This is a genomic window from Bartonella sp. B30(2025) (assembly GCF_053793825.1).
Map to the genome: position 1 here is coordinate 399,025 of NZ_CP200034.1, position 23,220 is coordinate 422,244.

General features: G+C 33.4%; 18 protein-coding genes and 2 tRNA genes. 6 read left to right on the top strand and 14 right to left on the bottom strand.

Translation table 11 applies throughout. The features are described 5' to 3' along the window. The first annotated feature begins 69 nt into the window (after positions 1-69). From V4P55_RS01760 to V4P55_RS01775, 4 genes are read left to right on the top strand one after another with little or no spacing between them, the layout of a single operon-like run. Positions 70-732 (top strand): lysozyme, encoded by a 663-nt coding sequence (locus tag V4P55_RS01760; RefSeq protein ID WP_455474747.1) that lies wholly within the window; start codon positions 70-72, stop codon positions 730-732. After that, entirely contained in the window at positions 729-956 is a 228-nt protein-coding gene (locus tag V4P55_RS01765; protein ID WP_455474748.1) for a hypothetical protein, read from the top strand. Before V4P55_RS01760 ends, V4P55_RS01765 begins: the two co-directional genes overlap by 4 nt. Then, positions 949-1,092, top strand: coding sequence for a hypothetical protein (locus tag V4P55_RS01770; RefSeq protein ID WP_455474749.1), 144 nt, complete (start codon positions 949-951; stop codon positions 1,090-1,092). The genes V4P55_RS01765 and V4P55_RS01770 overlap by 8 nt, the downstream gene beginning before the upstream one ends. Next, positions 1,085-1,303, top strand: a complete 219-nt coding sequence (locus V4P55_RS01775) for a hypothetical protein (RefSeq protein WP_455474750.1) — start codon at positions 1,085-1,087, stop codon at positions 1,301-1,303. The genes V4P55_RS01770 and V4P55_RS01775 overlap by 8 nt, the downstream gene beginning before the upstream one ends. A gap of 178 nt (positions 1,304-1,481) precedes the next feature. On the opposite strand, the gene V4P55_RS01780 is transcribed toward V4P55_RS01775, so the two are convergent. The 5 genes from V4P55_RS01780 to V4P55_RS01800 all read right to left on the bottom strand — a co-directional run bounded on the left by V4P55_RS01780 (position 1,482) and on the right by V4P55_RS01800 (position 7,112). Further along, positions 1,482-2,399: a YopJ/AvrA family T3SS effector serine/threonine acetyltransferase gene (locus V4P55_RS01780; protein ID WP_455474751.1), complete on the bottom strand. Its 918-nt coding sequence runs from the start codon at positions 2,397-2,399 to the stop codon at positions 1,482-1,484. Between the two features lie 259 nt (positions 2,400-2,658). Continuing rightward, positions 2,659-4,563, bottom strand: coding sequence for an ATP-binding protein (locus tag V4P55_RS01785; protein WP_455474752.1), 1,905 nt, complete (start codon positions 4,561-4,563; stop codon positions 2,659-2,661). Between the two features lie 676 nt (positions 4,564-5,239). Further along, positions 5,240-5,314, bottom strand: a tRNA-Val gene (locus tag V4P55_RS01790). 97 nt (positions 5,315-5,411) lie between these two features. After that, complete coding sequence (cpdR, locus tag V4P55_RS01795; RefSeq protein ID WP_455474753.1) at positions 5,412-5,774, bottom strand: cell cycle two-component system response regulator CpdR; 363 nt, start codon at positions 5,772-5,774, stop codon at positions 5,412-5,414. A gap of 414 nt (positions 5,775-6,188) precedes the next feature. Then, positions 6,189-7,112 carry a serine aminopeptidase domain-containing protein gene (locus tag V4P55_RS01800; protein ID WP_455474754.1) on the bottom strand — a complete coding sequence of 308 codons (924 nt, stop codon included), beginning with the start codon at positions 7,110-7,112 and terminating at the stop codon, positions 6,189-6,191. Between the two features lie 581 nt (positions 7,113-7,693). Between V4P55_RS01800 and V4P55_RS01805 the strand changes: the two genes are divergently transcribed. After that, positions 7,694-8,179 (top strand): Hsp20 family protein, encoded by a 486-nt coding sequence (locus V4P55_RS01805; RefSeq protein WP_455474755.1) that lies wholly within the window; start codon positions 7,694-7,696, stop codon positions 8,177-8,179. A 220-nt stretch (positions 8,180-8,399) separates the two neighbouring features. On the opposite strand, the gene V4P55_RS01810 is transcribed toward V4P55_RS01805, so the two are convergent. Beyond that, a tRNA-Pro gene (locus tag V4P55_RS01810) sits at positions 8,400-8,476 on the bottom strand. A gap of 370 nt (positions 8,477-8,846) precedes the next feature. On the opposite strand from V4P55_RS01810, the gene V4P55_RS01815 reads away from it, so the two are divergent. Next, positions 8,847-9,200 carry an iron-sulfur cluster assembly accessory protein gene (locus V4P55_RS01815; protein ID WP_455474756.1) on the top strand — a complete coding sequence of 118 codons (354 nt, stop codon included), beginning with the start codon at positions 8,847-8,849 and terminating at the stop codon, positions 9,198-9,200. A 43-nt stretch (positions 9,201-9,243) separates the two neighbouring features. Here V4P55_RS01815 and mazG read toward each other — a convergent pair whose 3' ends face one another. From mazG to V4P55_RS01855, 8 genes are all read right to left on the bottom strand, one after another. After that, positions 9,244-10,065 carry a nucleoside triphosphate pyrophosphohydrolase gene (gene mazG, locus V4P55_RS01820; protein ID WP_455474757.1) on the bottom strand — a complete coding sequence of 274 codons (822 nt, stop codon included), beginning with the start codon at positions 10,063-10,065 and terminating at the stop codon, positions 9,244-9,246. 29 nt (positions 10,066-10,094) lie between these two features. Further along, positions 10,095-11,024, bottom strand: coding sequence for a lipid A biosynthesis lauroyl acyltransferase (locus tag V4P55_RS01825; protein WP_455475094.1), 930 nt, complete (start codon positions 11,022-11,024; stop codon positions 10,095-10,097). Positions 11,025-11,030: 6 nt separating this feature from the next. Beyond that, positions 11,031-12,059: a zinc-binding dehydrogenase gene (locus tag V4P55_RS01830; RefSeq protein WP_455474758.1), complete on the bottom strand. Its 1,029-nt coding sequence runs from the start codon at positions 12,057-12,059 to the stop codon at positions 11,031-11,033. A gap of 65 nt (positions 12,060-12,124) precedes the next feature. Continuing rightward, positions 12,125-13,399 carry a beta-ketoacyl-ACP synthase gene (locus V4P55_RS01835; RefSeq protein ID WP_455474759.1) on the bottom strand — a complete coding sequence of 425 codons (1,275 nt, stop codon included), beginning with the start codon at positions 13,397-13,399 and terminating at the stop codon, positions 12,125-12,127. Positions 13,400-13,413: 14 nt separating this feature from the next. Then, positions 13,414-14,589, bottom strand: coding sequence for a beta-ketoacyl-ACP synthase (locus tag V4P55_RS01840; protein ID WP_455474760.1), 1,176 nt, complete (start codon positions 14,587-14,589; stop codon positions 13,414-13,416). A gap of 11 nt (positions 14,590-14,600) precedes the next feature. Beyond that, a complete protein-coding gene (locus V4P55_RS01845; RefSeq protein WP_455474761.1) occupies positions 14,601-14,885 on the bottom strand; it encodes an acyl carrier protein in 285 nt (94 codons plus the stop codon). A gap of 148 nt (positions 14,886-15,033) precedes the next feature. Next, positions 15,034-17,343: an NADP-dependent malic enzyme gene (locus V4P55_RS01850; RefSeq protein ID WP_455474762.1), complete on the bottom strand. Its 2,310-nt coding sequence runs from the start codon at positions 17,341-17,343 to the stop codon at positions 15,034-15,036. A gap of 599 nt (positions 17,344-17,942) precedes the next feature. Continuing rightward, on the bottom strand, positions 17,943-22,499 hold the full coding sequence (locus V4P55_RS01855) for a hypothetical protein (RefSeq protein WP_455474763.1): 4,557 nt from the start codon (positions 22,497-22,499) through the stop codon (positions 17,943-17,945). Positions 22,500-23,220 lie beyond the last annotated feature (721 nt).

Here is a 23,220-nt window from a genome sequence, read left to right on the forward strand (position 1 = left end):
GGAACCATTAATTTTAAATGTATCAATCAGCTCCGCTTTTTGCGGGGCTTTTTTTATGGAGGGAAAAATATGCGAAAAATATCCAAAGAAGGGTTTGCTCTCATTAAACAATGGGAAGGATTGCGATTACAGTCTTATCAAGATGCTACCGGTATATGGACAATAGGTTATGGTCATACAAGTAACGCTGGAAAGCCTTTTGTTCATAAAAACATGAGCATCACTGAAAGAACAGCAGAAGAGATTTTATTTCAAGATTTAAAACAATTTGAGAAGGCTGTTGATCAAGCAGTCGCTGTCTCTTTAACCGATGAGCAATTCGCAGCGTTAGTATCCTTTTGCTATAATGTAGGAATAAAAGCGTTTTGCAATTCAACATTGCTCAGAAAGCTTAATAAGGGTGATTATGAAGCAGTGCCATTTGAATTACAGAAATGGACGAAAGCAGGGGGAAAACGTCTGCAAGGTCTTGTAAACCGCCGTGCAGCAGAAGCAGGATTATGGGCTAAAGGCTCTTATGTTTGTTCAAATTATCAAAGAGTAGAAACAAAAGAACCAACAGGTTTTATCAAAGCAGAAGCTTTAGCACCGATTATAGGTTCTTTTTCAGGGCTTGGAGGCTTATTAGCGGGCAATGGTCCAGTTCAATGGGCATTCGCTGTTATTATGGTTTTAGCGGCATGTGCAGGTGTTGTTTTTGTTGCCAAACGTTTTCGTGAGCAACGTTTATGATCTGGCGGATAAAGAAAAATCTTATACTCATTGTAGCAGCTTTAGCTGCTTTTTTTATGGCTATAGCAAAAGCTTTTTACTTTGGAAAAAATTCTGAGCAGCAAAAGCAAACAAAGAAAGCTTTAGAAGCAGCAACAATACGACTTGAGGTGGAAAATGAGATTAACAAGAAAAGTGATGCTGATGTGCGTGTTGAGCTTTCTCGCTGGGTGCGTGATGAATGAACGTTCAACATGTATTGGCTGGATGCCAATTTACTTGGAAAAGCAAGATGTTACAGCAATTAGTTCTGGCTTAGCAAGGGATATTTTAAAGCATAATCAGCAAGGTGAACGTCTATGTGGGTGGAAACATGGTTAGAAAAAAGACTGAAAAAGTAATAGAGCTTACAGATGCAGAAAAAGAAATGCTTCAAGAAATAATTACTACCTATCAAAGTGTAAAAATGATGTCTCGTTTCATGAAGTGGATCGCATTCATCATCTTTCTACTTATTCTTGAATTTGCACGTCTCATGGATGCGCTAGACAATATTTTTGCACACTTAAAGCAGTGGTTTTTAAAAAATTAAAATGAACGCTTAAAGAAGCTTTTTATACTACACAATAAATTTGTTTCTCTATTACTAAAAGTAAACATGTAATAACAAAGGATTGATTCAACTAAAATCGCGTTTATAATTATTACAAATTTAAATTCATAGTAAAAAAACATCCATTTGCATTACACAAAAGTGTTAAAAAATTGCATCATAAAGATAGAGCAGATTTATATTCACGAATTCTCTTCTGATGTGACGAAACGGAGACAGTCTTATTTTCTTTAGTTGTAACTAAGTTTTTATCGTATCTTTCAAAGATAGTTTCCTCTTTTTTGTTAATTTTTTCACCTACAGCACTTGGATTTGATTCTATATATTTTTCGAGACGTTTCTTTCCTTGTGTATGTTTGTAAAAAGTAACAGGAAGATACTGATCTAATTTATGAGAGGGCAAAGGCATATCTGGTTCACATAATATATTTTCAACATTATCTTCGTGCATTTTTCTTAATCGGTCAGATTCAGTATGCAGTTTTTTAGCAAGAGCTAAACTAAATATTCCACATTCAGAAGAGCTTCGTTGAATATCCATCTCCACCATGGAAAAATGGCAATTAGGCAATTCGCGAGATTTAACAGCCATTAATGTTTTCATTCTTAGCATGTCTTGTAGTATACCATTGAATGTTGTTGGCTCAAAAAATATGAAGGAGTTTTTATCGCCAAGAGCTTTATAATCAATGACCGCAAAATGAATTACTGTCTCCTTCGAGCTAATGATAAATCTAGAAGATTGAACCCCATCATCGATTGCTTTTTTCATGAGGAAAGCAAGGTGATAAGGGTTATTTGCTAATTGAAGATTCATTTCTGGATACTTTTTGTTTGCTTGCTCTACCAAGGCAGGCATCATTCTGAGATCTGTATGCGCATAATTAGCATGTATCCAACTACCATCAGCAATATCTTTCTCTAAACCTGCAATAACACCTTTTAATTCTTCAGGAGTGAATTCTCTGTCTTCTTCTAAATTTGCGCTGGCACCTTCCAGCGACTTACTTTCTACATCGCTTTCTTGCACTTGTGAAGAAGAAGAGGCAACAGCCTTAAAATCACTAGGTTTCATAGTATTAATCTCCAGTTAGTAATCAGTGCTGGATATAATTGATTTATATTTTGGTAAAATAATGTCTAAAGAAATGCTTCAAGAAATAATCGTTACCTACCAAAGTGTAAAAATGATATCTCGCTTCATGAAGTGGATCGTGCTCGTTATTTTTCTACTTATTCTTGAATTTGCTCATCTCATGGAGACGCTAGACAGTATCCTTATACATTTGAAGCCGTGGATTTCAAGGAGCTGAGTGATAAAATATTTTATAGTCTTATGTTGATAGATGGCGTAAGGAATCTTCTTTAATAATTTTCATAAAAACATGATTCCGTGCTTTTGCGTTTCCAATAATAGCTTCTGATGAAATAACTTGTTGGTGAGCATTTAAGTCAGGAAGCAAACTGCGCTGATAGATTTTTCCTTTTGAAGAAAAAATAGGAGAAAATTTATATGTAAGACGCAGTGCATTTTCAAAAGCATTATCTATCTCAGCAATGAGATACATATATACTTCACTTACACCGTTCTGTATGAGAATTTGAGCGTAATGATCCAATTGAACAATGCCATCAGTTTTATAATTTGCTTTAGGTCTTTTAAATTCTATTAAAACAGCTCGTTTTTTTTCTTGTATAGAATCAAAATAAACAACCACATCAGGACGATCAGACAATTTTTGAGCATCTTTTTCAGGGTTTTCTGCTGATAAATTAACTTCAGAAAGAAATTTTTTTATTTCTTCTTCGCTTTGCAAATAATCATAACTCATGAATTTATCATCAAGCAACCATAAATTATTTTCCTTTAATGGCAATGGTGAAGTTTTACTGGCTAACCTTCTTTGAGGAACGAATAAATTATGAACCTCTTTTTCTAAAGTTGCAGGTTTCATTAACTCATCAAATCTCTGCAGAATATAATCTCGAAATTCAATGTACTGGGTTAATTCTAGACTAGCGAATTTTCGTGCTTTTTGTAAATTTTCTTCTAATTTTCCTTTACTGTCACGTAACTTTTTTCTGAGTAATAATTTTTCTTTTGAATATTTTTTTTCTGCATTTTCAATAAATTTGTCTTTTTGAAATACACCACCGATCACTTCTTTTGCACCTAAAAAATCGACTAAATAAGGATATTCTTCTACAATCTCTTTAAGAAAGGTATCCTTTTGTTTTTTCAGGTCTGGGAATTGAGTGTCAATTATCTTGATTAAAACATTTGTTAAATTTTTATTAATATCATCCCAACTCAGTTGTGTTAATAAATCGGGGGTTTCTTTGTCGATACTAAATTCATCTCGTTCGTCATTAACACATTTATCAAAAATAGGAGATTCCAATAAAAATATTGTCAACATGTTGTTTATTGGGTTGATTTCTATAAACTTTGAAAAAGACATAACAGTACGCTTATTAGCGCAATAAAATGCTTCTATTATACCATTAGAGTTTTTACTGTTTTCAATTTGTTTAAAATAATACGAAAGAGTGAATGGAATTTTTGAATGACCAACTTCAAAATTTTCTTGGTTTAAATAAGGTACTTCTTGTGTTTTTATTGTAGAGTTATCATCGACTATACAACTACCATCGTGTATTTTTTCATAAAACTTAATTTCAATATTTTTTTCTTTTTTTAAAAGAAGCAAAGGCAGAAGATGGTAATAAATTTCGTTAGAAATTGATTTTATATTAAACTTTTTCTGTTCATTAGGAGTTTCAAAATGCACATGTGTCTTCCACCATGCAGTTTGTTTATCAGCCTTTTTTTTAAAAGAGTTTTGTGTAAAACGTGGTGTAAAATTCAGTGAAATACAAGTATCAGTATTGTCTTCATTTTTCACAAAACTTGTAATATTAATTTTTTTAAACACTTTTAAATAACTAATACGTCCAATACCTTTACATCCTTCTTTAATTTTATAATCACTTTTATAAGTAGAAAAAGATTCAATATTTTTTTCTGTAAATCCTTCTCCATCATCAAAAACATCTATAGATAAAACAGTTTCATCCTTTGGTGCATTTTCATTAAGTTCTAAACCTTTTTCAAACTCAAATACAATCTGAATTTCTTTTGCATGAGCTTGTATAGAATTAACTACAGCTTCTTTAAGAACTGTAACGATATTCGCATTTTTAAAATCCCTAATTATAGAATTAAGATTGACACGCATGAGTTTACCAATACACTTTTGATTTTATATATATTTATTGATATATTTAAATTTTGATTATGATATTTTCTTATCTTTAATAAGAAGATAAGAATTCACAGTAACGAATAAATGAATATTGTGTATATTTTTGAATGCGTTTTTAACAATTTTTTGTAAAAAAGCGAACTTCAAAATTAATTGTTATTTGCGTTAACATGAGCGTTGTTCAAATATTCCATCTTATGTGATAAAATTTTACAAAAATTTTGTATTGACCATATAAAATGTTTTTAATCTGGCTAAGAGGGCAGATTATAGCATTTCTATCTTCTATAGAAATTAGCAAAAGGTCTATACTAGTTGGCATGGAAGAAAAGATCAATGAATTATATGCTTTAGATAAAGAGATAGCGGTACTTTTAAGGAAAGAATTTGGTGCTTGTTAGAAAATTTTTATGATGAATCTTTCTGATCTACTTAACCGTTAAATTTATGACATGTTTAATAGAATGATGGCTAGCTTTTCAAAACTGAATTCAGAAAAATCTAAAATAATTAATAGAGAGATTTATCAAAAAGGATATGCTTTATAAAGGGCACACTTAAAAAGCCTATTCCCTTACCTTTATTTACGTATCCCTTACCTTTAAAAAAGCGAATAAAATCAAATTATTAAGCGCCATAAAAACACGAATGGTGGGCGTGACAGGGATTGAACCTGTGACCCCTACGATGTCAACGTAGTGCTCTCCCGCTGAGCTACACGCCCATCCAATAATGTTGCATACACCATATAGAATAATAAACGTCAATGCTTAATTTGATTTCATGTTTAATTAAGCATGAATAATTTAGAAAAAAATTTTTTAAGCAGCTATAAGTATCTTCTCAACCTCACTAACTAGCTCACGCAAATGAAATGGTTTGGACAACACTTTTGCATCAGGAGGAGCATCACTATTTGAATTTAATGCAACTGCTGCAAATCCAGTGATGAACATCACTCGTAAATCAGGATCAATTTCTGTTGCGCGTCGTGCTAATTCGATTCCGTCCATTTCTGGCATTACAATATCAGTTAACAGAAGAGAAAATGGCTCTTCTTGCAAACGTTCATACGCGCTAGCTCCATTATCAAAATCTGCGACTTCGTAGCCTGCGCGTTCCAAAGCTTTCGCTAAAAAGCGACGCATATCGTTATCATCTTCTGCGAGCAAGATTCGTTTCATAATTATGTTCCAATTGCTCCATTTTCAGAGTTTTTATTATATCGATTTGCAAGATATAAAATATTATAACAATCGATAAAATACTCATAATTAAAATGAATGGAAAAATGGTTAATTTCCGAATATTTGTCAAGAATACCGCCTATTAATTTAAATTTTGTTAAATTCGAAATGTATGTAATACGAAAAAACAAGATTATTTTTAATTCAGTCAATTGCGAATTCTATTTTTGTTTATTTTTTCTATGGATATCTATGAAATTTTTATGATGACATTTGCATTTATAGAATGTCGATATGAGAAAATCGAAGCTTAATAGGCCAGTTTGTTGTGTATAAAAAGTATAAGATAAAGTAATATTCTATAATTAATTATTTTTAAAATGAAGTCAATTCATTATGACTTTAAAGAACTTATGTTATTGAAATACTCCCAGGAATAAATGCATCAAATGCAGCCCAAAATTGATTTTTATGATGTTCTTCTTGCATAATTGTATCAAGGTCGGCACCTATGATTGTAATGCTATCTGTTATATGTGTTTGTTGGCATAACTGTCGTACCTCAATATTATTTATCATATTGTTTTTGTTTGCGAGAATAAAAAGTGTTGCAATTTGTAAATGTCCATTAAGTATATTTTTTTTCATAATCTCAATAGCATTGAATACCGATGCCATCCATCGAGATGTTGGAGAAGGAATAAAAAGGTGAGGAGGTGGAGGTAAAGATTCTTTATTAATGCGTAAAAATGGTGTAGTTTTTTTTTTTAATTTATTCACGCTTATCATTGGTAAGAATCCAAGACCGATATCAGAAAAAAGTTGTGTGATTTTATGTTGAAAACTATTTGCTTTATTTCCAAAAGGAGCAAACAGAGGAGAGACACAAAGCATTTTACTGAATTGATGATTAATAATATCCAATCCGTTAAATGCTATGAGTCCACCTATACCGAAAGTTAACAGATAATAAGGCGGTGGACAGTTATTATAAACAACATTTGTAAGAAATTTATCTAAGTCATTAATATCATTGTTAATATCAAAATATTGATAGTGTCTTTTTTTTACGATTGTGTGTTGGGGGGGGGCTTTGTCAAACCAGTCAAATATCGCTGTATAAAAACCACGCTTGGATATTTCATTCATTGGTAAACAATATTCCTCAATAGTATTTGTATAATTTCCGAGGATAACGATTGTTCCTTTTGGTTTGTCTGTTGTAGGACGTGTTGTTACAAAACGAATTTCACGATCAATACCTGTTTTAAGATGATTGTTACAGAGATTACAGGGAAGAGAACTCCAGTTTATAGAATGAAAAGGTATTTTCAATTGACATCCTTGTAAGTGTATTTTTTGTCATTCAATGCATATGCAAGATAATAAAGTAAAGAGTTTACACTAAATAATAATAAAAGCTTAAAAAACATTTATATTTTTCATTAAAGAAAAAGTTGAAATGTAAAAGAATAATTACCAAATGGGGTGTGTAGTCGCCATAATGGGGCTATTGGTTCACAAGCAGTTTTGCTATTTGGGAACTTTGTGAATCAATTATAGTTGCTTTAAAAAAATTTAGCTATCAATTTCTATTGTAAGATGATTGTTATAGAGATTGATAGAAGGGGAACCCCGGTCTATGAGATAAGAGGTATTTTCAATTGATATCTTTTAGGATGTATTGTGCGATTTTATGCAAAATGAGATGGAGAAAGATCTTACATTAATGTAGTGATAATGAAGGATTAAGAAGGGGTTGTGTTACTTAATTAAAGAAAAAAGTTGAAATAGAATAGAATAATTACCAAATAGAGTGTGTAGTCGCCACAATGGGGCTACTGGTTCACAGGCAGGTTTGCCATTTGGGAACTTTGTGAGTCAATTATAGTCGCTCTAAAAGGAGGGCAAGTATTATGCGTCAAGTAGATTTTTCACCATTTTATCGTTCGACAGTAGGTTTCGATCACCTTTTGAATTGGTTTGATTCTAGAACACAACCTGAAGATGTTTCTTCTTATCCACCGTATAACATTGAACGTTTAAGCGAAGATTCTTACAGGATTTCCATGGCTGTTGCCGGTTTTTCTCAGAATGAAATCGATATTGAAACGCACTGTAATCAGTTAATTGTTAAAGGAGAGAGAGCGTCTGAAAATGATGATGAAGGTCGCGAGTTTCTCTATAGAGGTATTGCTTCTCGTGCTTTTGAACGGCGTTTTCATTTAGCTGATCATGTCAAGGTTATTGGAGCAGAACTTGGTGATGGACTTCTTCATATTCAGCTTAAAAGAGAAATGCCAGCTGAATTAAAACCAAGAAAGGTGGTTGTACAATCCTCGCTACCTTCTTCAAAGGATAGTAGTGATCGTAATGTACATACAGTAAATTCAGAATCTTAAAAATTGAATAATTATAAACTTCTCACGATAAAAAAACGCGAGATAGAGATCTTGCGTTTTTTATATTTTTAGACAAGTATGTTTCCAAACATATTATAACAATATTATCTATATATTAAAAAAACTAGGATAGATTTTTAAATCTTCTGAATGCATCATAATGTGATAATTTGCTTTTTCCATGTAATTTGGGAATCAGTTTTTAATATTTACAAAAAAGTGGTCGGAGCGGCGGGATTCGAACCCACGACCCCTTGACCCCCAGTCAAGTGCGCTACCAGGCTGCGCTACGCTCCGAATAGTTCAAAACGACTAAACGAGTGTTTCTTTAAAGGCAAGAAAAAAATAAGAAGAAAAAAATTTAACTACCTTTGTTATTTTTTAGAGTTAATGAAAAGAACAATTAAACTTTGCACTTTAATATTCTTTGTTAATTTAAAATAAGCAATTAAATTGTTAAAATATTGATTATTATTAATTTTATAGATGTTATATGCATATTTTATTATTTTAAATATATTATGTGTAAAGCTTTTTCTTCACAAAAAGGATAAAAACATGTCACTTTATATCTTGTTGTTTTCTTTTTAATATACCAAATAAATAAAATGTAGAGGTAAAACTATTTAAAATTTGAAATGTTTATTTAACGAGAAAAGAGCAAATTATGGGTCGTTTTTTTTCTGTAATAAATTTGACAGAAGCCGCAGTAGATCGTGTTAAGGAAATTATGGAGGCAAAAAAAGCGCGTGGTATTCTTCTTGGTGTAAAAAAAGGTGGTTGTGCAGGGATGGAGTATACAATTACTCTTGTCAATGAAGAGGTATTGGATGCGGATGTTGTTGAAGTTAATGGCGCTCGCGTTTTTGTAGCACGTGACGCTGTATTATTTTTATTAGGAACACAAGTGGATTATGAAGTTACAACACTTCGTTCTGGTTTTGTATTCAAAAATCCTAATCAAATTTCGGCATGTGGATGTGGAGAATCAGTAGAACTTCGTGCCGCTGTACAAAATTAATAAAGTAAAACGTATATAGGCTATCGATCTTATTGAAATTATACTATTTTTCATTTTCTACTTCATTCCAGAGGATTTCTATTGCTTTTAAAGATGCGTCAGCCAGTGTTTTGGATTGATGAGATAAACTTTTTTCAACATAGCTAAAACGATTTCGGAATTTTACATTTGCTTTTTTTAATGCTTTTTGTGAATCGATATTTAAATGGCGTGCAAGATTAAGTAGGCTAAAATAAAAGTCACCAAATTTTGTTTCTATATCTGAAGCATTATTATTTTGGACTGCATCTTTGAGTTTATAGAACTCATTTTCGATTTCTGCAAAAGACTTATGATTTCTGTGCCAGTCAAAACCTGCCTTAGCAGCCTCTGTTTGTAAAGCGATAGCTTCTTTATCTGCAGGTTGAATCTGTTTTATTTTTGTAAGAGTGCTTATTTCAGAATCGGTTTGTAAGCTTGATTCTGTACACCATTTTTTTTGTTCAGCCTTTTCTATTTTTTTGATTCTCTCCCATTCATCTTTTACAAACCCACGTTTTTTTTGTTCTATAGTTCCAAAAACGTGAGGATGACGACGAATCATTTTTGCAGTAATTGCATAAACAACATCTTCAAAAGTAAAACTTCCTGCTTCTTCTGCAATGGTAGCATGATAGACAACTTGTAAAAGAAGATCACCAAGCTCATTACAAAGATCCATATGATTCTCTCGTTCAATAGCATCTATTACCTCATAAGCTTCTTCAAGAAGATAAGGGATGAGCGATGAAAAGGTTTGTTTTTTATTCCAGACACAACCATTATCATGATCTCGTAATGCTACAATAATTGTAGTTAGATCATGAATATTCTTTGATGCTAACATCTAAGTGCCTCTTTAAAATATACCATATGTTAGCTATCCCAACGTCTGTGCAACCATGTCCATTGACCAGGATATTCACGTACCCATGTTTCAACAATATCATTTAGTTTTTGGGTAGATGCGACTAAATCTATTTCATTTTTTTCATTACGGGGAAGTTCTATGCGTTCGTATAATTCTAAACGATGGCGTCCACCAGCTAAACGAATACAGCGCGCTGGATAAATATCACACTCATATTGACGAGCAAGCTTTATAATTAAAGGATTGGTTTTGAGGGGTCTGTTAAAAAATGTTCCTAAAATACCTCTGCGAAATTTTTGATCAACAAGCGCGCCGACATTTTTACCTTCTGCTAATTTTGCTGCTAATGCCCAAGCTGCACCAGCTTTAGATGGTACAAGATGTCCCATAGACGTTTGTCGAGCTTTCAGAACTCGTTTTGCAATATAAGGGTTATTGGGTGGTCTAAACAATACTGTCACATCAAGATCAAAGCTTTGTGCGCATATCGGGAGAAGTTCAAAATTTCCAGTATGAGCTGTAAAAAAAATATGAGGTTTTTTTTCATTTTTTAACCGTTGAAATATTTCAGCTCCCTTAACTTCAATGAGACCTGGTTTGTCGGCATTGGGATCAAAGTCAAAAATTTCATCAAGAAAAACGTATTCTGCTAGAAAAAGCCCTATATTTTCCCACATTTCTATGGCAATCGCGTGGAGTTCTTGTTCTGTTTTTTCTGGATATGCTGCCTTAAGATTTACAAGAGCAATTTTATGGCGATGTGTAAGAGGACCGAATGTTTTTATCAACCAAGGAAAAAAGGAAAATCCAATCTTGGTAGGAATATATTTTAGAGCAGATAAAGAACCAATTAAAACATATCCCCATAACAAATAAAATAAATTTTTAGTTATAATTTTAATACTATAAACAAATTTTTTAATATAAAACTTTATCATGATTTAATTGATTTTTAAAATAATTTTTCCAAAAATATCACGGCTTTCCATTCTTTTCAAAGCCGTGTCTATTTCGTCAAATTTAACAATTGTATCAATGACAGGTTGCACAATTTTTTGTGCCATTTTTTGCATAGCATTTTGCATATTTTCTATACGGCAGCCAAATGATCCAAATATTTTAAGTTGTTGTTGAAACAGTTGCATTAAATTCATAGAAGCTGAAACACCAGAAGTAGATCCACAAGTTACCAAGCGTGCTCCCCGTTTCATACACAATAAAGAACCATTCCATGTATCAGCTCCCACATGTTCAAAAACGACATCAACACCTTTTTTTTGAGTTAATTTTCGGACAATACCTTCAAAACGATCTTTACGGTAATTAATAACGTGATCTGCTCCAAGAGACTGTGCCTTTTCAATTTTATCATCTGATCCTACGGTAGTGATAACTTTGCATCCTGTATGTTTTGCTAATTGGATGGCTGCTGAGCCGATTCCAGAGCCACCTGCATGTATCAAAATTGTTTCTTCTGCTTGCAGTTTTGCATTATCAAATAGCATATGCTCTACAGTGCCAAACGTAATTGGAGCAACAGCAGCTTGTAGTTCATTACATTGAGGAGGAGCTGGAACCAATAGACGCGCTGGTAAATTTATAAGCTCACATGCAAAGCCATCGCAATGAAAACCGTAAATACCCTTTACATCATCGCAAAGATTATCACGTCTTTCACGACAGGCTCGGCATAGACCACAGGTTTGTGCTCCATAAATTGAAACAAGTTGTCCAAGTTGTAAATTTTTAACATTACTTCCCAATTGAACAACTTCACCAGAAGCTTCTGCACCAATTATGAGTGGCATTTTTCTTTTAGCAAAAGCCATACCTCGCCATCCCCATACATCGATATGATTAAGGGCAACAGCTTTTATACGTACTGTCACTTCATCGGGGGATGGTGGGGGAGGTGGGGCAATATCTGTGATTTTAAGTTGGCGTTCATCAAGTAGTTGCAGTGCACGCATTATCATCCCTCTTTAATATATATACTGTCAACTTAACTATTATAACATTTAGCTAATATAAAGAGTTATCCTTTATATGCTGTAATAACAAGGCTCGTATTTTGACCACCAAATCCAAAAGAGTTTGATAAAACAGCATTGACGCAAGCTTTGCGACTATGGTTAGGAACGACATCTAAAGGAATCGCAGGATCAGGATGATCGTAATTGATTGTAGGAGGGAGAACTCCTGATTGAATAGTTAAAAGTGAAAAAACAGCCTCTATAGCACCAGCAGCAGTTAAAGTGTGACCAATCATTGATTTATTAGAAGATATTGGAATATGCTCTAAAATATTGCCGAAGACTGTTGATAGCGCAAGATACTCCATTTTTTCATTTTCAGGTGTTGAAGTTCCATGTGCATTAATATAATCAATTTCATTGATTGTTATTTGTGCATCTTTTAAAGCTTTTCGAACTGCTTCAATAGCTGGTGATGCATCAGGTTTTGAACGTGTGCGATGAAAATCATCCGCTGTTTCCCCACAACCAGCTATAATTCCTAAAATTGTTGCGTTACGATCTAGTGCGCTTTTGAGAGATTCAAGAACAAGTGCACCTGATCCTTCTGCCATAACAAAACCATCTCGGTCACGGCTAAATGGTTTTGCTGCTTTTTCTGCAGGATCATTTTGAGTTGAAAGAGCAGATAATAGTGAGAAACGGATAAGAGATTCTGCAGAAACGGAACCATCTGTAGCGATTATGAGAGCACGATTTGTTTCTCCTCGTCTAATAGATTCTACTCCTAATTGGATCGCTGTTGCGCCAGATGCGCAGGCAGTTGAAAGTGTAATAGGAAGCCCTTTTGTTCCAAATTTTTTTTGAAGTTTTTCAGCGATTGCACCGAATTGTGTGGTTTCAAATAATTCTTCATGAGGTTTAAGGCTGCAAACTTCAAGAAGATGCTCATAGGAAGGTTCGTTATTGTATGTTCCTTCTTGACTAAGAGCAAAACGTGCTTCCCACTCAAGTTCAACAGGAGGAGCGGCTAAAAATAATGATCCATTAAAGTTTGTTTTATCAAAAGTTGCTTGTTCTAAAGCTTCCGTTGCTGCCAGATCAGCGAGTTTTTCAGAAAGTGCTGAGGCACCAAGTGTGCTTTCTTTAAGAAAATCAACGGTTCCAGCAATGCGCGTATTTAATCCATCAACTGAAAAACGTGTTATTTGGTGAATTCCACTAACACCATTGATTAATTTTTGCCAATTTTCACGTTTACCTTGCCCTAGTGATGTTACAACTCCTGTTCCAGTGACTGCGACAAGTGGACGTCCAAGATGATCATTATATTTCACTATAAAAATTTCCCTTAAGTAGCAATTAAGCGTACTATACCTTCAGCTCTTTTTACACCAATGGTAGAGACAAATGCTTCATTCACTTCTTTTAAATAAGGTTTTTCCTCAATACTTAATGCTGGAAAGCTACATTTTTTTTCAACAGCAATAGCAGAAAGTGCAAGTGCTAAAGGAAATTGCGCCTCCCGCATATAACCAAATAATGTTGTAATGCCACGATAAAACATATCAGCGTCATCAAGAGCATTTTGCTCGGCTTTTGTCACTTCATGAAATCCTGAAGCAGCTGAAATAGTTAAAGCAGATCTCGCGTTCATTTTTTGCAACATTGTTGCAACTGATTTTTTTAGCGGAACCTTTGTTCGATCTGTTTGATCTGTGATAATGTGATTAATTTCAGCATAAGCACGTGCATTGCGTTTTCTTGCGTGCTCTTCACTCTCAAGAACTAAAAAAATACCACCAGATCCAGTAATAATACCACCACCAATGCAATTTTTTCTATCCCATACTGGGGCCCATTCATTACGTGTTAAAAGACCACCAAGTTCATGTGATAATAACATGTCATAACTTTGTGCATTGTAAGAACTTCCCACTAATGCATGTGTACTTTGGCCGGATCGGATACGAGCTGCAGCAATTTGAACAGCAGCAAGTCCGCTGCCTTCTTCTCCCATGAAGGTGCGAGAAGAGCCAGTAACTTTATGAACAATTGAAATATTCCCAGCTAAAAGATTTGAAAGTTGTGATAAAAATAAAGTAGGGCGAAGTTCGGTCGAAAGAGTTGAATTTAACATAACAGCATGATCAGCAGCAGTACGGGCTTTAGAAAGAATTTGTGTATCGACAACAATATCACGCTCTCCTCCGCTTGCTGCAACAATCATGTCCATTGTTGACGTTAATTGTTCATCATTTTTCATACCTGCGTCATCAAGAGCAAGCCCCGCGGCATAAACACCGAGACGTTGCCATGTTCCCATTTGTCGTAGGTCGCTTCGTTTAGGAATTTGCAAATTCCAGTCAACTTCAACTAGTTGATGCACAGGGTAGGGAGAAAAAGTTTTATAATCAAGATTTGGCGTGATTGTAGGATCATTTAAAGCATGCCAATGACGATCAACTCCTTCACCCAAAGAGCTTATAAGTCCTATACCGGTTATAAATACAGCTTGATCACGCATGGCAACAAAAATTAATTATCATGTTTTAAGGCAACAAGCTCATCAATTTTTGAGCAAAGATTTTTAAGTACAAAATACTCATCTGTCTCAACAGTGCCTTCATTAATCTCTTGTGTCCATTGTTCTAGTGGAATTTTAATTCCAAAAACTTTATCAATGGCAAAAACAATATCAAGAAAATCAAGACTATCTATTCCTAAATCGTCAATTGCATGGCTTTCAGATGTGATTATGCTGCGATCAATTTCGCTTATTTCTGCGATAATGTCAGCAACTTTATCAAACGTAGAAGACAATGTATAATTCCTTATTATATAGAGTTGTAAATTTAAAAAGCACTTTAATACTATTTTTGATATATTAGAGCTTATATTATGAAGTATTTTGCTCCAAAGTTTAAAAAAAATTTAAATTTTTATAATGGTTTTATTTATTCAATTTCTCTTACAACTTTTTTCTATTTGCAGCAAGTATCGCAAGAGCTGTCATATTGACAACCCCTCGTGAGGTTACTGAAGGTGTTAATATATGCGCAGGACGTTTAGCGCCAATCAAAATAGGGCCTACATGAAGTGCATTCGTTAAATTTTTAATAAGATTGAGAGCAATATTAGCTGCATCAAGCGTTGGAAAAACAAGTAAATTAGCTTCACCTTTAAGGCGTGAATCAGGAAAAACATGGTTACGAAAAGCTTCTGAAAGGGCAGCATCTCCGTGCATTTCTCCATCTGCTTCTAAATCTGGATATAACTGAGCAAGAATTTCTGTTGCACGACGCATTTTACATGCACTTTTGGTGTTTTTTGAACCAAAATTTGAATGCGATAATAATGCAGCTTTTGGTGTTATGCCAAATGCTTCAACTTCTCTGGCTGCTAACACTGTCATTTCTGCTATTTCCTCTGCAGAAGGATCTTCGTTAACGTAGGTATCTGTTAAAAAAAGCGTACGATGTGGAGAGATCAGTAAACTAACAGAAGAAAAATGGCTAACATCTGGGTTAAGCCCGATAATCTGTTCAATCAATTCAAGGTTACGCTCAAAGCGTCCCTCTAACCCGCAGATCATTGCATCAGCTTCTTCACGCATTATGGCAAGTGCAGCAATAGCTGTTGTTGAAGTTCTCACGATTGTTTTTGCAACCTCAGGTGAAACGCCACGTCTTCCTGTATAATGGAAAAATAAGTTAACATAATCATGAAAACGTGGATCATTTTCTGGATTTATAAGTTCAAAATCTACATGAGGACGAATTTTTAAACCAAAGCGTTTTAATCTTTGCTCTATCACATGTGGGCGACCAATAAGAAGAGGGGTTGCGGTTTGTTCTTCAAAAACAATTTGTGCTGCACGAAGGACACGTTCATCTTCACCGTTGGCGTAAACGACACGTTTACGTTTTACTGTTTTTACAGCTGCAAAAACAGGTTTCATAGTTAAACCAGAGCGAAATACAAATCTATTAAGGGTATCATAGTACGCTTCCATATCAGCAATTGGTCGGAGTGCTACACCAGTTTCCATTGCTGTTTTAGCAACAGCAGGAGCAATTCGCAGTATTAAGCGCGGATCAAAAGGAGAAGGGATCAGATAGTCTGGTCCAAAACTTGGTGGTTTTTTTGAATATGCACGTGCTGCAATATCTGAAGATTCCTCACGGGCAAGAGCAGAAATAGCATGAACTGCTGCCATTTTCATTTCTTCATTGATTGCTGTAGCACCTACATCTAATGCACCACGGAAGATATAAGGAAAGCAAAGAACATTATTAACTTGATTAGGGTAATCAGAGCGTCCTGTACAGATCATCGCATCTGGCCGCACTGCGCGGGCTTCTTCTGGCATAATTTCTGGTGTTGGATTAGCAAGCGCTAAAATTAATGGATTGGGAGCCATTTTTTTTAAATATTCAGGTTTTAAAACACCACCCGCTGATACACCTAAAAAAATATCTGCATCATCAATAATTTCGGATAAAGTACGTGCATCAGTTTTTTGTGCGTAAATAACTTTCCAGCGATCCATAAGCGTCTTGCGGCCTTCATAAACGACTCCATCTAAGTCGCTAAGCCAAATATTTTCAACTTTTGCTCCAAGGCGAACCAAAAGATTAATACAGGCTAAAGCTGCTGCACCTGCGCCTGAAGAAACTATTTTTGCGTTTTCAATTTTTTTTCCAGCTAGATTTAACGCATTTAAGACAGCGGCAGAAACAATAATGGCAGTTCCATGTTGATCATCATGAAAAACTGGAATATTCATTTTAGCACGAAGTTTTTCTTCAATTTCAAAACATTCAGGCGCTTTAATATCTTCAAGATTAATACCACCAAATGTGGGTTCTAAGGCAGATACAGTTTCTACCATTTTTTCAATGTCAGGTGCATCAACTTCAATATCAAAAACATCAATATTTGCAAATTTTTTGAATAAAACAGCTTTTCCTTCCATAACCGGTTTTGATGCAAGGGGGCCAATATTGCCTAGTCCAAGAACGGCACTACCATTTGATATAACAGCTACTAAATTGGAGCGGGAAGTATATTGAGCAGCAAGTTTTGGATCTTCATAAATTGCAAGACATGGTGCGGCGACACCAGGAGAGTAAGCAAGAGCTAAATCACGTTGATTATCAAGAGGTTTGGTAGCTTGGATTTCTAATTTTCCAGGTTTTGGATGTTGGTGATAAAAAAGTGCCGCGCTATCTAATTCAGTTTTTTGTAAACTGAAGTTATTTTTTTGTTCTTTAGACATTGTTACGATATCCAAGTTAATATACGTTTATTGTATAATATTTTCATTTATGGTGTAGTTTTTTTCTTGATAAGTCTGATTTTTGAATACACAAATATACAAGCATGAGCAATTTTTTATATTGTAAAATAGGTTATAATCATTTTGGTTTGTATTAAATAATTTTCTTTGAAGTAAGATTATTTTCTCATTATAAATTTGTTAAAGTTAATAAGTTTTATATTTATATAAATAATATAATAATAATTTTTGTTAATTTTATTAGTATTTATCAAAATGTAACAGTTTTAGTATACTCATAAGATAGAATTATTATATTAATTAAATAGTGTAAATATGTATAAAAAAATTAATTTAAATATTAATAAGTAATTTCAATTATTTCCATATAAATATAATAATTGTTACTATTATAAGCAAATAAATTACTGATCGATTATTACATTAATAAAATGTTATTATATTCAATCGATTAAAATAATATCAATATTTCATTTATATACGTTAAATTATATTATATAATTAAAGTAAGTTTGCGATTATAATTGTGAATATAAATAAAAAGTGGAAAATTATATTGTTTCCACTTTTTCATCCATTTATCGGATCCGTCCAATTGCATGGGCAAGCATAGTATAAACTTTTCCAGTATCTGATATCAGATATTTTTGAACTGATCGAGGACTATCAGAGTTGACAGATACTTTGCGTAATAATTCTTCAAAATCCTTAACAAAGTTATTAACTGAACGCTTAAAGTTTATATCATCCATACATCTTTTTTTAATTATCTCAAATATTTTTTTCCCACTTGAAGTATAAAGATGTTCTGTTGTGATGTTTATTTGTCCATGTCGATAATGATTCCATAACTCAATAATGGCATTATGGTTTATAGCTTGTAGTATATCATTTGCTAATGAATTAAGAGATTTATTTTCAGAATGCGATTTTGTTCGTATTGATGAAAATTTTTCAGTTTCGTCCTCATATAGCTCTTCCTCATGTGAAACTCGCTTTAAAAGGTTAGATACCCATTTACCTTGCCTTTTTTGTCCTTGTTCTTGCTGTGGAATAGGTTTTGGAGGCACTATCTTTTTTGTGACTTCTGAAAAAGTATTATCCTCTTTATTAGATATTGATGATAAGACTGTCGTCTGTGTTGATTGACTCTTTACACTATTTTGATCATTTTTTTGTATAATGCTTGTTAAATCATTTAATGCAGTAATTTGTTCACTAAGAGCAGAACGAATTGCACGCGTTGTTTCTTTTGTTTTTTCTGGTAATTTTTGAACATTTTCAGTAATATCATTGCCAATTTTTGAAATTTCTGAACGAATTTCATTAGCTGAACGACGTATTTCTTCTGCAGCTCCTGAAAAACGTACAGAAGCTTCATTGATAAGTTGATTAAGTGATTGTTGAAGTGAAGATGTGGAGTTACGCGTATTTTTATCGGTGCGTTCAAACGCTGAATTAATAGCACTTTCATAATGTTTAATCAGATGATTAATTTCACCAGATTTAGCCATAAGAGCATTACTTAACGCAGAAAGAGCGTTATATTTTTCCTCAAGCGTTATGTTAAGTGTATTTTCGGATTGCTCAAAAACCCGCATGAGCTCAGAAAGTGTTTTAACATGTTGTCCAAAATCAATTGTTATATCAGTGATTTGTTTAAATGTATTTTGTGACAGTCCTTGCAAGACATTTACATTGTTATTAAGTGCTTGACCTGATGCTGACAAATGTTCTGTCATTCTATTTGTTTTTTGGAAGAAATTATTAGCAGTTTCGTTAAATTGACTATCAATATTTTGAACTGCTGATATTAAAACATTGCTATTTTCATGAATATTATAAATTGAACTATTTAATTGCTCAAGAACAGAAGAAACGTTATTGATAAAATCTTCCTTCATTGCTGCTACAGTTTTTAACGTTTCAGAATTGGCTTGCGCCAAAGTATTCACTAGAGATTCATTTTGTGCATAAATTCTTTGTTCAGTATCTTGCGTTGAAAGGGAAAGTTGTTCACTAACCTGTTGAGTTAAATAACCGATCGACTCCGTTGTATTTTGTGCCGCTTGATTTAAATTATTTGTCAATTCTGTAAGCTTTTCAACATGTCCTGAAATTTGAATAGCTGTTTGATTTTTTGCTTCTTCTAAACGATTACTGACATCAGAAAATTGATGGCCCAAACCATCTTTAAAGTTTTGCATAGAATTATGGAGAACATTGCAGCGTTCGCTGAGCACTTTTTCAATTGCCGTTGTTGAAGTATGAATTGTTTCATTCAACAATATTTGCGCATTATAACTTGCTTCAGTGAAAGCTTCTATAGTGTGAGCTGTTTTTTCGGATAAAGCAGAGAGAATTTTGTCACTTGTGTCATAAACTGTTTGTTTAACACTTGATACAATACGATTCCCAGATTCTGAAATAATATTTTCAGCTTCTGCAGCAACATTTGCAACAGACAAAGCTATATGCTCACCCGTAGAAGATAAAATATCAGAGGCTTTTATAATTTTATTATGTAGATTACCTGTAACTGTATCAACAGAATTTTCGAATGTGATGCGTATATTATCTACACTTGTTTCTAATGCTTGTTGAACAGCTTGGCTTTGTTCATTATTTAAAGTGATAGATTTTTGTAATGTATCAGAATGCGCTCCTAAGACAGATGTTTGTGTCTCAATAGTTTTACATACTCGACCAAGTTTTTCAGATAACTCTTCTTCCAATGTAGCTGCACATTCAAAAATTTTACGTGCACGAACTTCTAAGTTTGCGTCAAACGATCCAATTTGTGTTTCAAGGGCTTCAAAAAATGTGCCGTTGGATTGAGAAAGAGTATTTTTTACAGTTTCAGCGTGATCTTCAAGATTTTTAACATGGTTTTGAACAGCTTCAGTAATGCTCTTGTTATTAGCAAAAATCGCTTGTTCAACAAAGTCTATCTGCTTCTTTAATGCAAGATCAACATGTATATCGCTTTTTTCAATGAGATTATGAATTGTTTCCATTCGTTGTTCTAACGTGCGTGTTTGATCTGCAAGAATTTCGTTAAGAGAGAAGCTGTTAATAGCCAAAGAGTCACGTAAAGCATCAGCACGTATATCAATATTTCTAGCTTGTGCTTCTAAAGCATCTGTGGTTGCATTGCAGCTTTGCGCAATGACTTCTTGTAATTTTTCTGTGTGCTGGACTATATTTGCAACATGTTTTTCTGTATGTTGGTCAACAATTTGAATATTATCAATAAAGACCTTTTCAATATTTGAAGTATTATGACTTAAAGAATCAACATGATCTCTAAACATATCAGCGATTTTATTCTTTTCTCCATCGAGCATATTTGCCATTATATCTCGTTGATCAGAGAGTTGTAATTTAAAGTCTTGAGAACGTTCTTGTATAATATTAACAATCGAGTTATCTATAACTTTAATTTCTTCTCTTAAAATTTCTTTACTTTTATCAATTGCAGAGATGATAGTATCGTGTCCATTTGTAAAGACGTCAGCAATACCATCCGCTCTTTCTTTAAGAGATGAATTAATTTTTAAAGCATGAGATTCTAAGAAATCACTAAGTTTTTCAGCATTATCTTCTAGAGCTTGACTGCGAGCAATAAAGGAATCAATGATGGAATCGCTGTGTTTCTTGAGAGAAAGGTCAACATTTGCTAAACGTGTTTCAAAAGCAGAAATGGCTTCTGAAGTTATATTATCAAATTTTAAAGAGAGTTTAGATGATTGTTCATCAAGCTTCGTGATCCTTTCGTTAAAACTTTGCAAAGACTGATTATTGCGATCAATTATGGCTTCATCTAGTGTTCTGAACTTTTCATCAACACTATATAGAGCCTGGTCTGTTGCTGTATGAATACGCGTTGCAATTTTAGCAATATGCGTTTCAGCTTTAGAAGCTGTTTCATTAAATGTTTTTTCTAGTTGTTTTTCATTAATATCAAAGCGTTTTGAAAAATCATCAAAGTTCTTTCCCAATTCATGGAAAAATTTTGTATTTTTTTGCTGAATTTGTGCCGTGGTTTCATTAAATTTTTCAAAAAGCTGATTTGTCACGCCATCGCCTGCGTGAGAAATTTTTATGATAAGATCCTCTCCTTGCTTTTGTAAAGTCTGAGAAAGAGTTTCTGTGAGTTTTTTAACATTGGTTACAACTTTAGATGTAACCAAATCAAATTCATCACTTAGTTGCTCTTGTGTTCCTTTAATGGCTGATTGTACACGATCCGCATGATTCAAAATAGCAATGCGCTCATTACTTAATTCTTTAATTAATGTATGAATGCGCGATTCATTTTCGGCATAAGCTTGTTCCAGATTGTGAACTTCACCTTGTATGATAGCTTCAAGTTCAACAGCACGTCCAAGGGTACGTTCAATTCCCTTATTCATTGCAGCTATTTCTTCACGGATAGTTTGTCCGATAGCAACAGCTTGTTTTTCTGACATATGTTGTGGTTCACTGAGACGTTGTGCAGCATTTGTCATAAGAACAGCAATGTTATGCAATTCATTTGAACGTTTTGTTAATTGAGCAAATCCCCAAAACATAAGGGTAGGAATTACAGTTCCGGTTGTTACTGCTAATCCAGTTGGAGATGTAAGAAAAGAAGCTATATCCGATAAAGAACCGAGACCGTAAGGTGCTAATTTATGAGCAACAAAAATACCTCCTGCTGTCCATAAGGCACTAAGCGCTGTTGTACTCCAATAAATTAAAGAAAAAGACTTTTGTTTTGGGAATTCAAAGCCTAAAGGGGTTGTTATATCATCATTAGCGGGGGAAAGTTGTGCAGGTAATAACGTATTATGCACGGTTCCACCTGAAAACTCATGCTTGGACTTTTGAGAAAAAAGTTGTTCTACAACTGATTCGTTAACAACAGCATTATCACGAATATTGGGGGTAAGATCTGGAATATCTTTTTCAGCCAAAACTTCCTCTTCTGCTACTACAATCTTTTGAAGCAAATCATCCACATTAACAATATTTTTAGAATTATTTGATGGTATCATTTCGATTGTTGTGTCATTAAAGTCAAAGTCCATAGCTTTTTTCAAAGCTTCTTCAACTTCAACTTCGAATGTCTTTAGTTTGGTTCTGCGTGCCATACTCGCCTCGTACTTTACAGACGGAGAAAGAGTTACATCCTCCTCCACATATCCCCATATACTAGCTGTTAATCATTTAGAAAGGAATATGTTAAAGGTAAAATTGTGAAAACTTATCAATATAAAGTTAACGTGATTTTTTTATTTATACAAAAATGATAAAAAAATACAATAAAAACAATTATGTATGTGATTTTTCTTAAAACAAGAATGCTGTTTACAATTTTCCTTATAAAGCCAAAATTTATAAATTTTATGTATTTGAATAAAGGATAGTCAATAAAAATGACAGCTGTGTACAATATGTTTTAAAGAATCTACAAAGCACAGATACCCAAAGCATAAATGTCTTTGTGTAAAAATGTCAGGCTATTTTTTGTGTTTAAAAAATCAATAAATTATAATAACTTTTGTGAATAGTGAAATGAAGCAGATTCACTTTTTATTCATTCTTAAAATGCAAACAATCTTGCCTACTTAAAGATCTACTATATACGTTAGTATCCTTAATAATAAGTTTTAAAAAGCAAAATGTTAGTGAATTTCGTCTATGGTGATTGATGCTATATAATTGCGGTATTTATTGTCTCAAATAGTATTTTTTTCTCAATATTAGGGAGTATTTTACTAAAATTTTAATGCTACTACGTTGACAATTTGATATTTTTCAGTCGATATGCATGCACGAATATTTTACGCAATTCGAAAAAAAAGGTGCAAA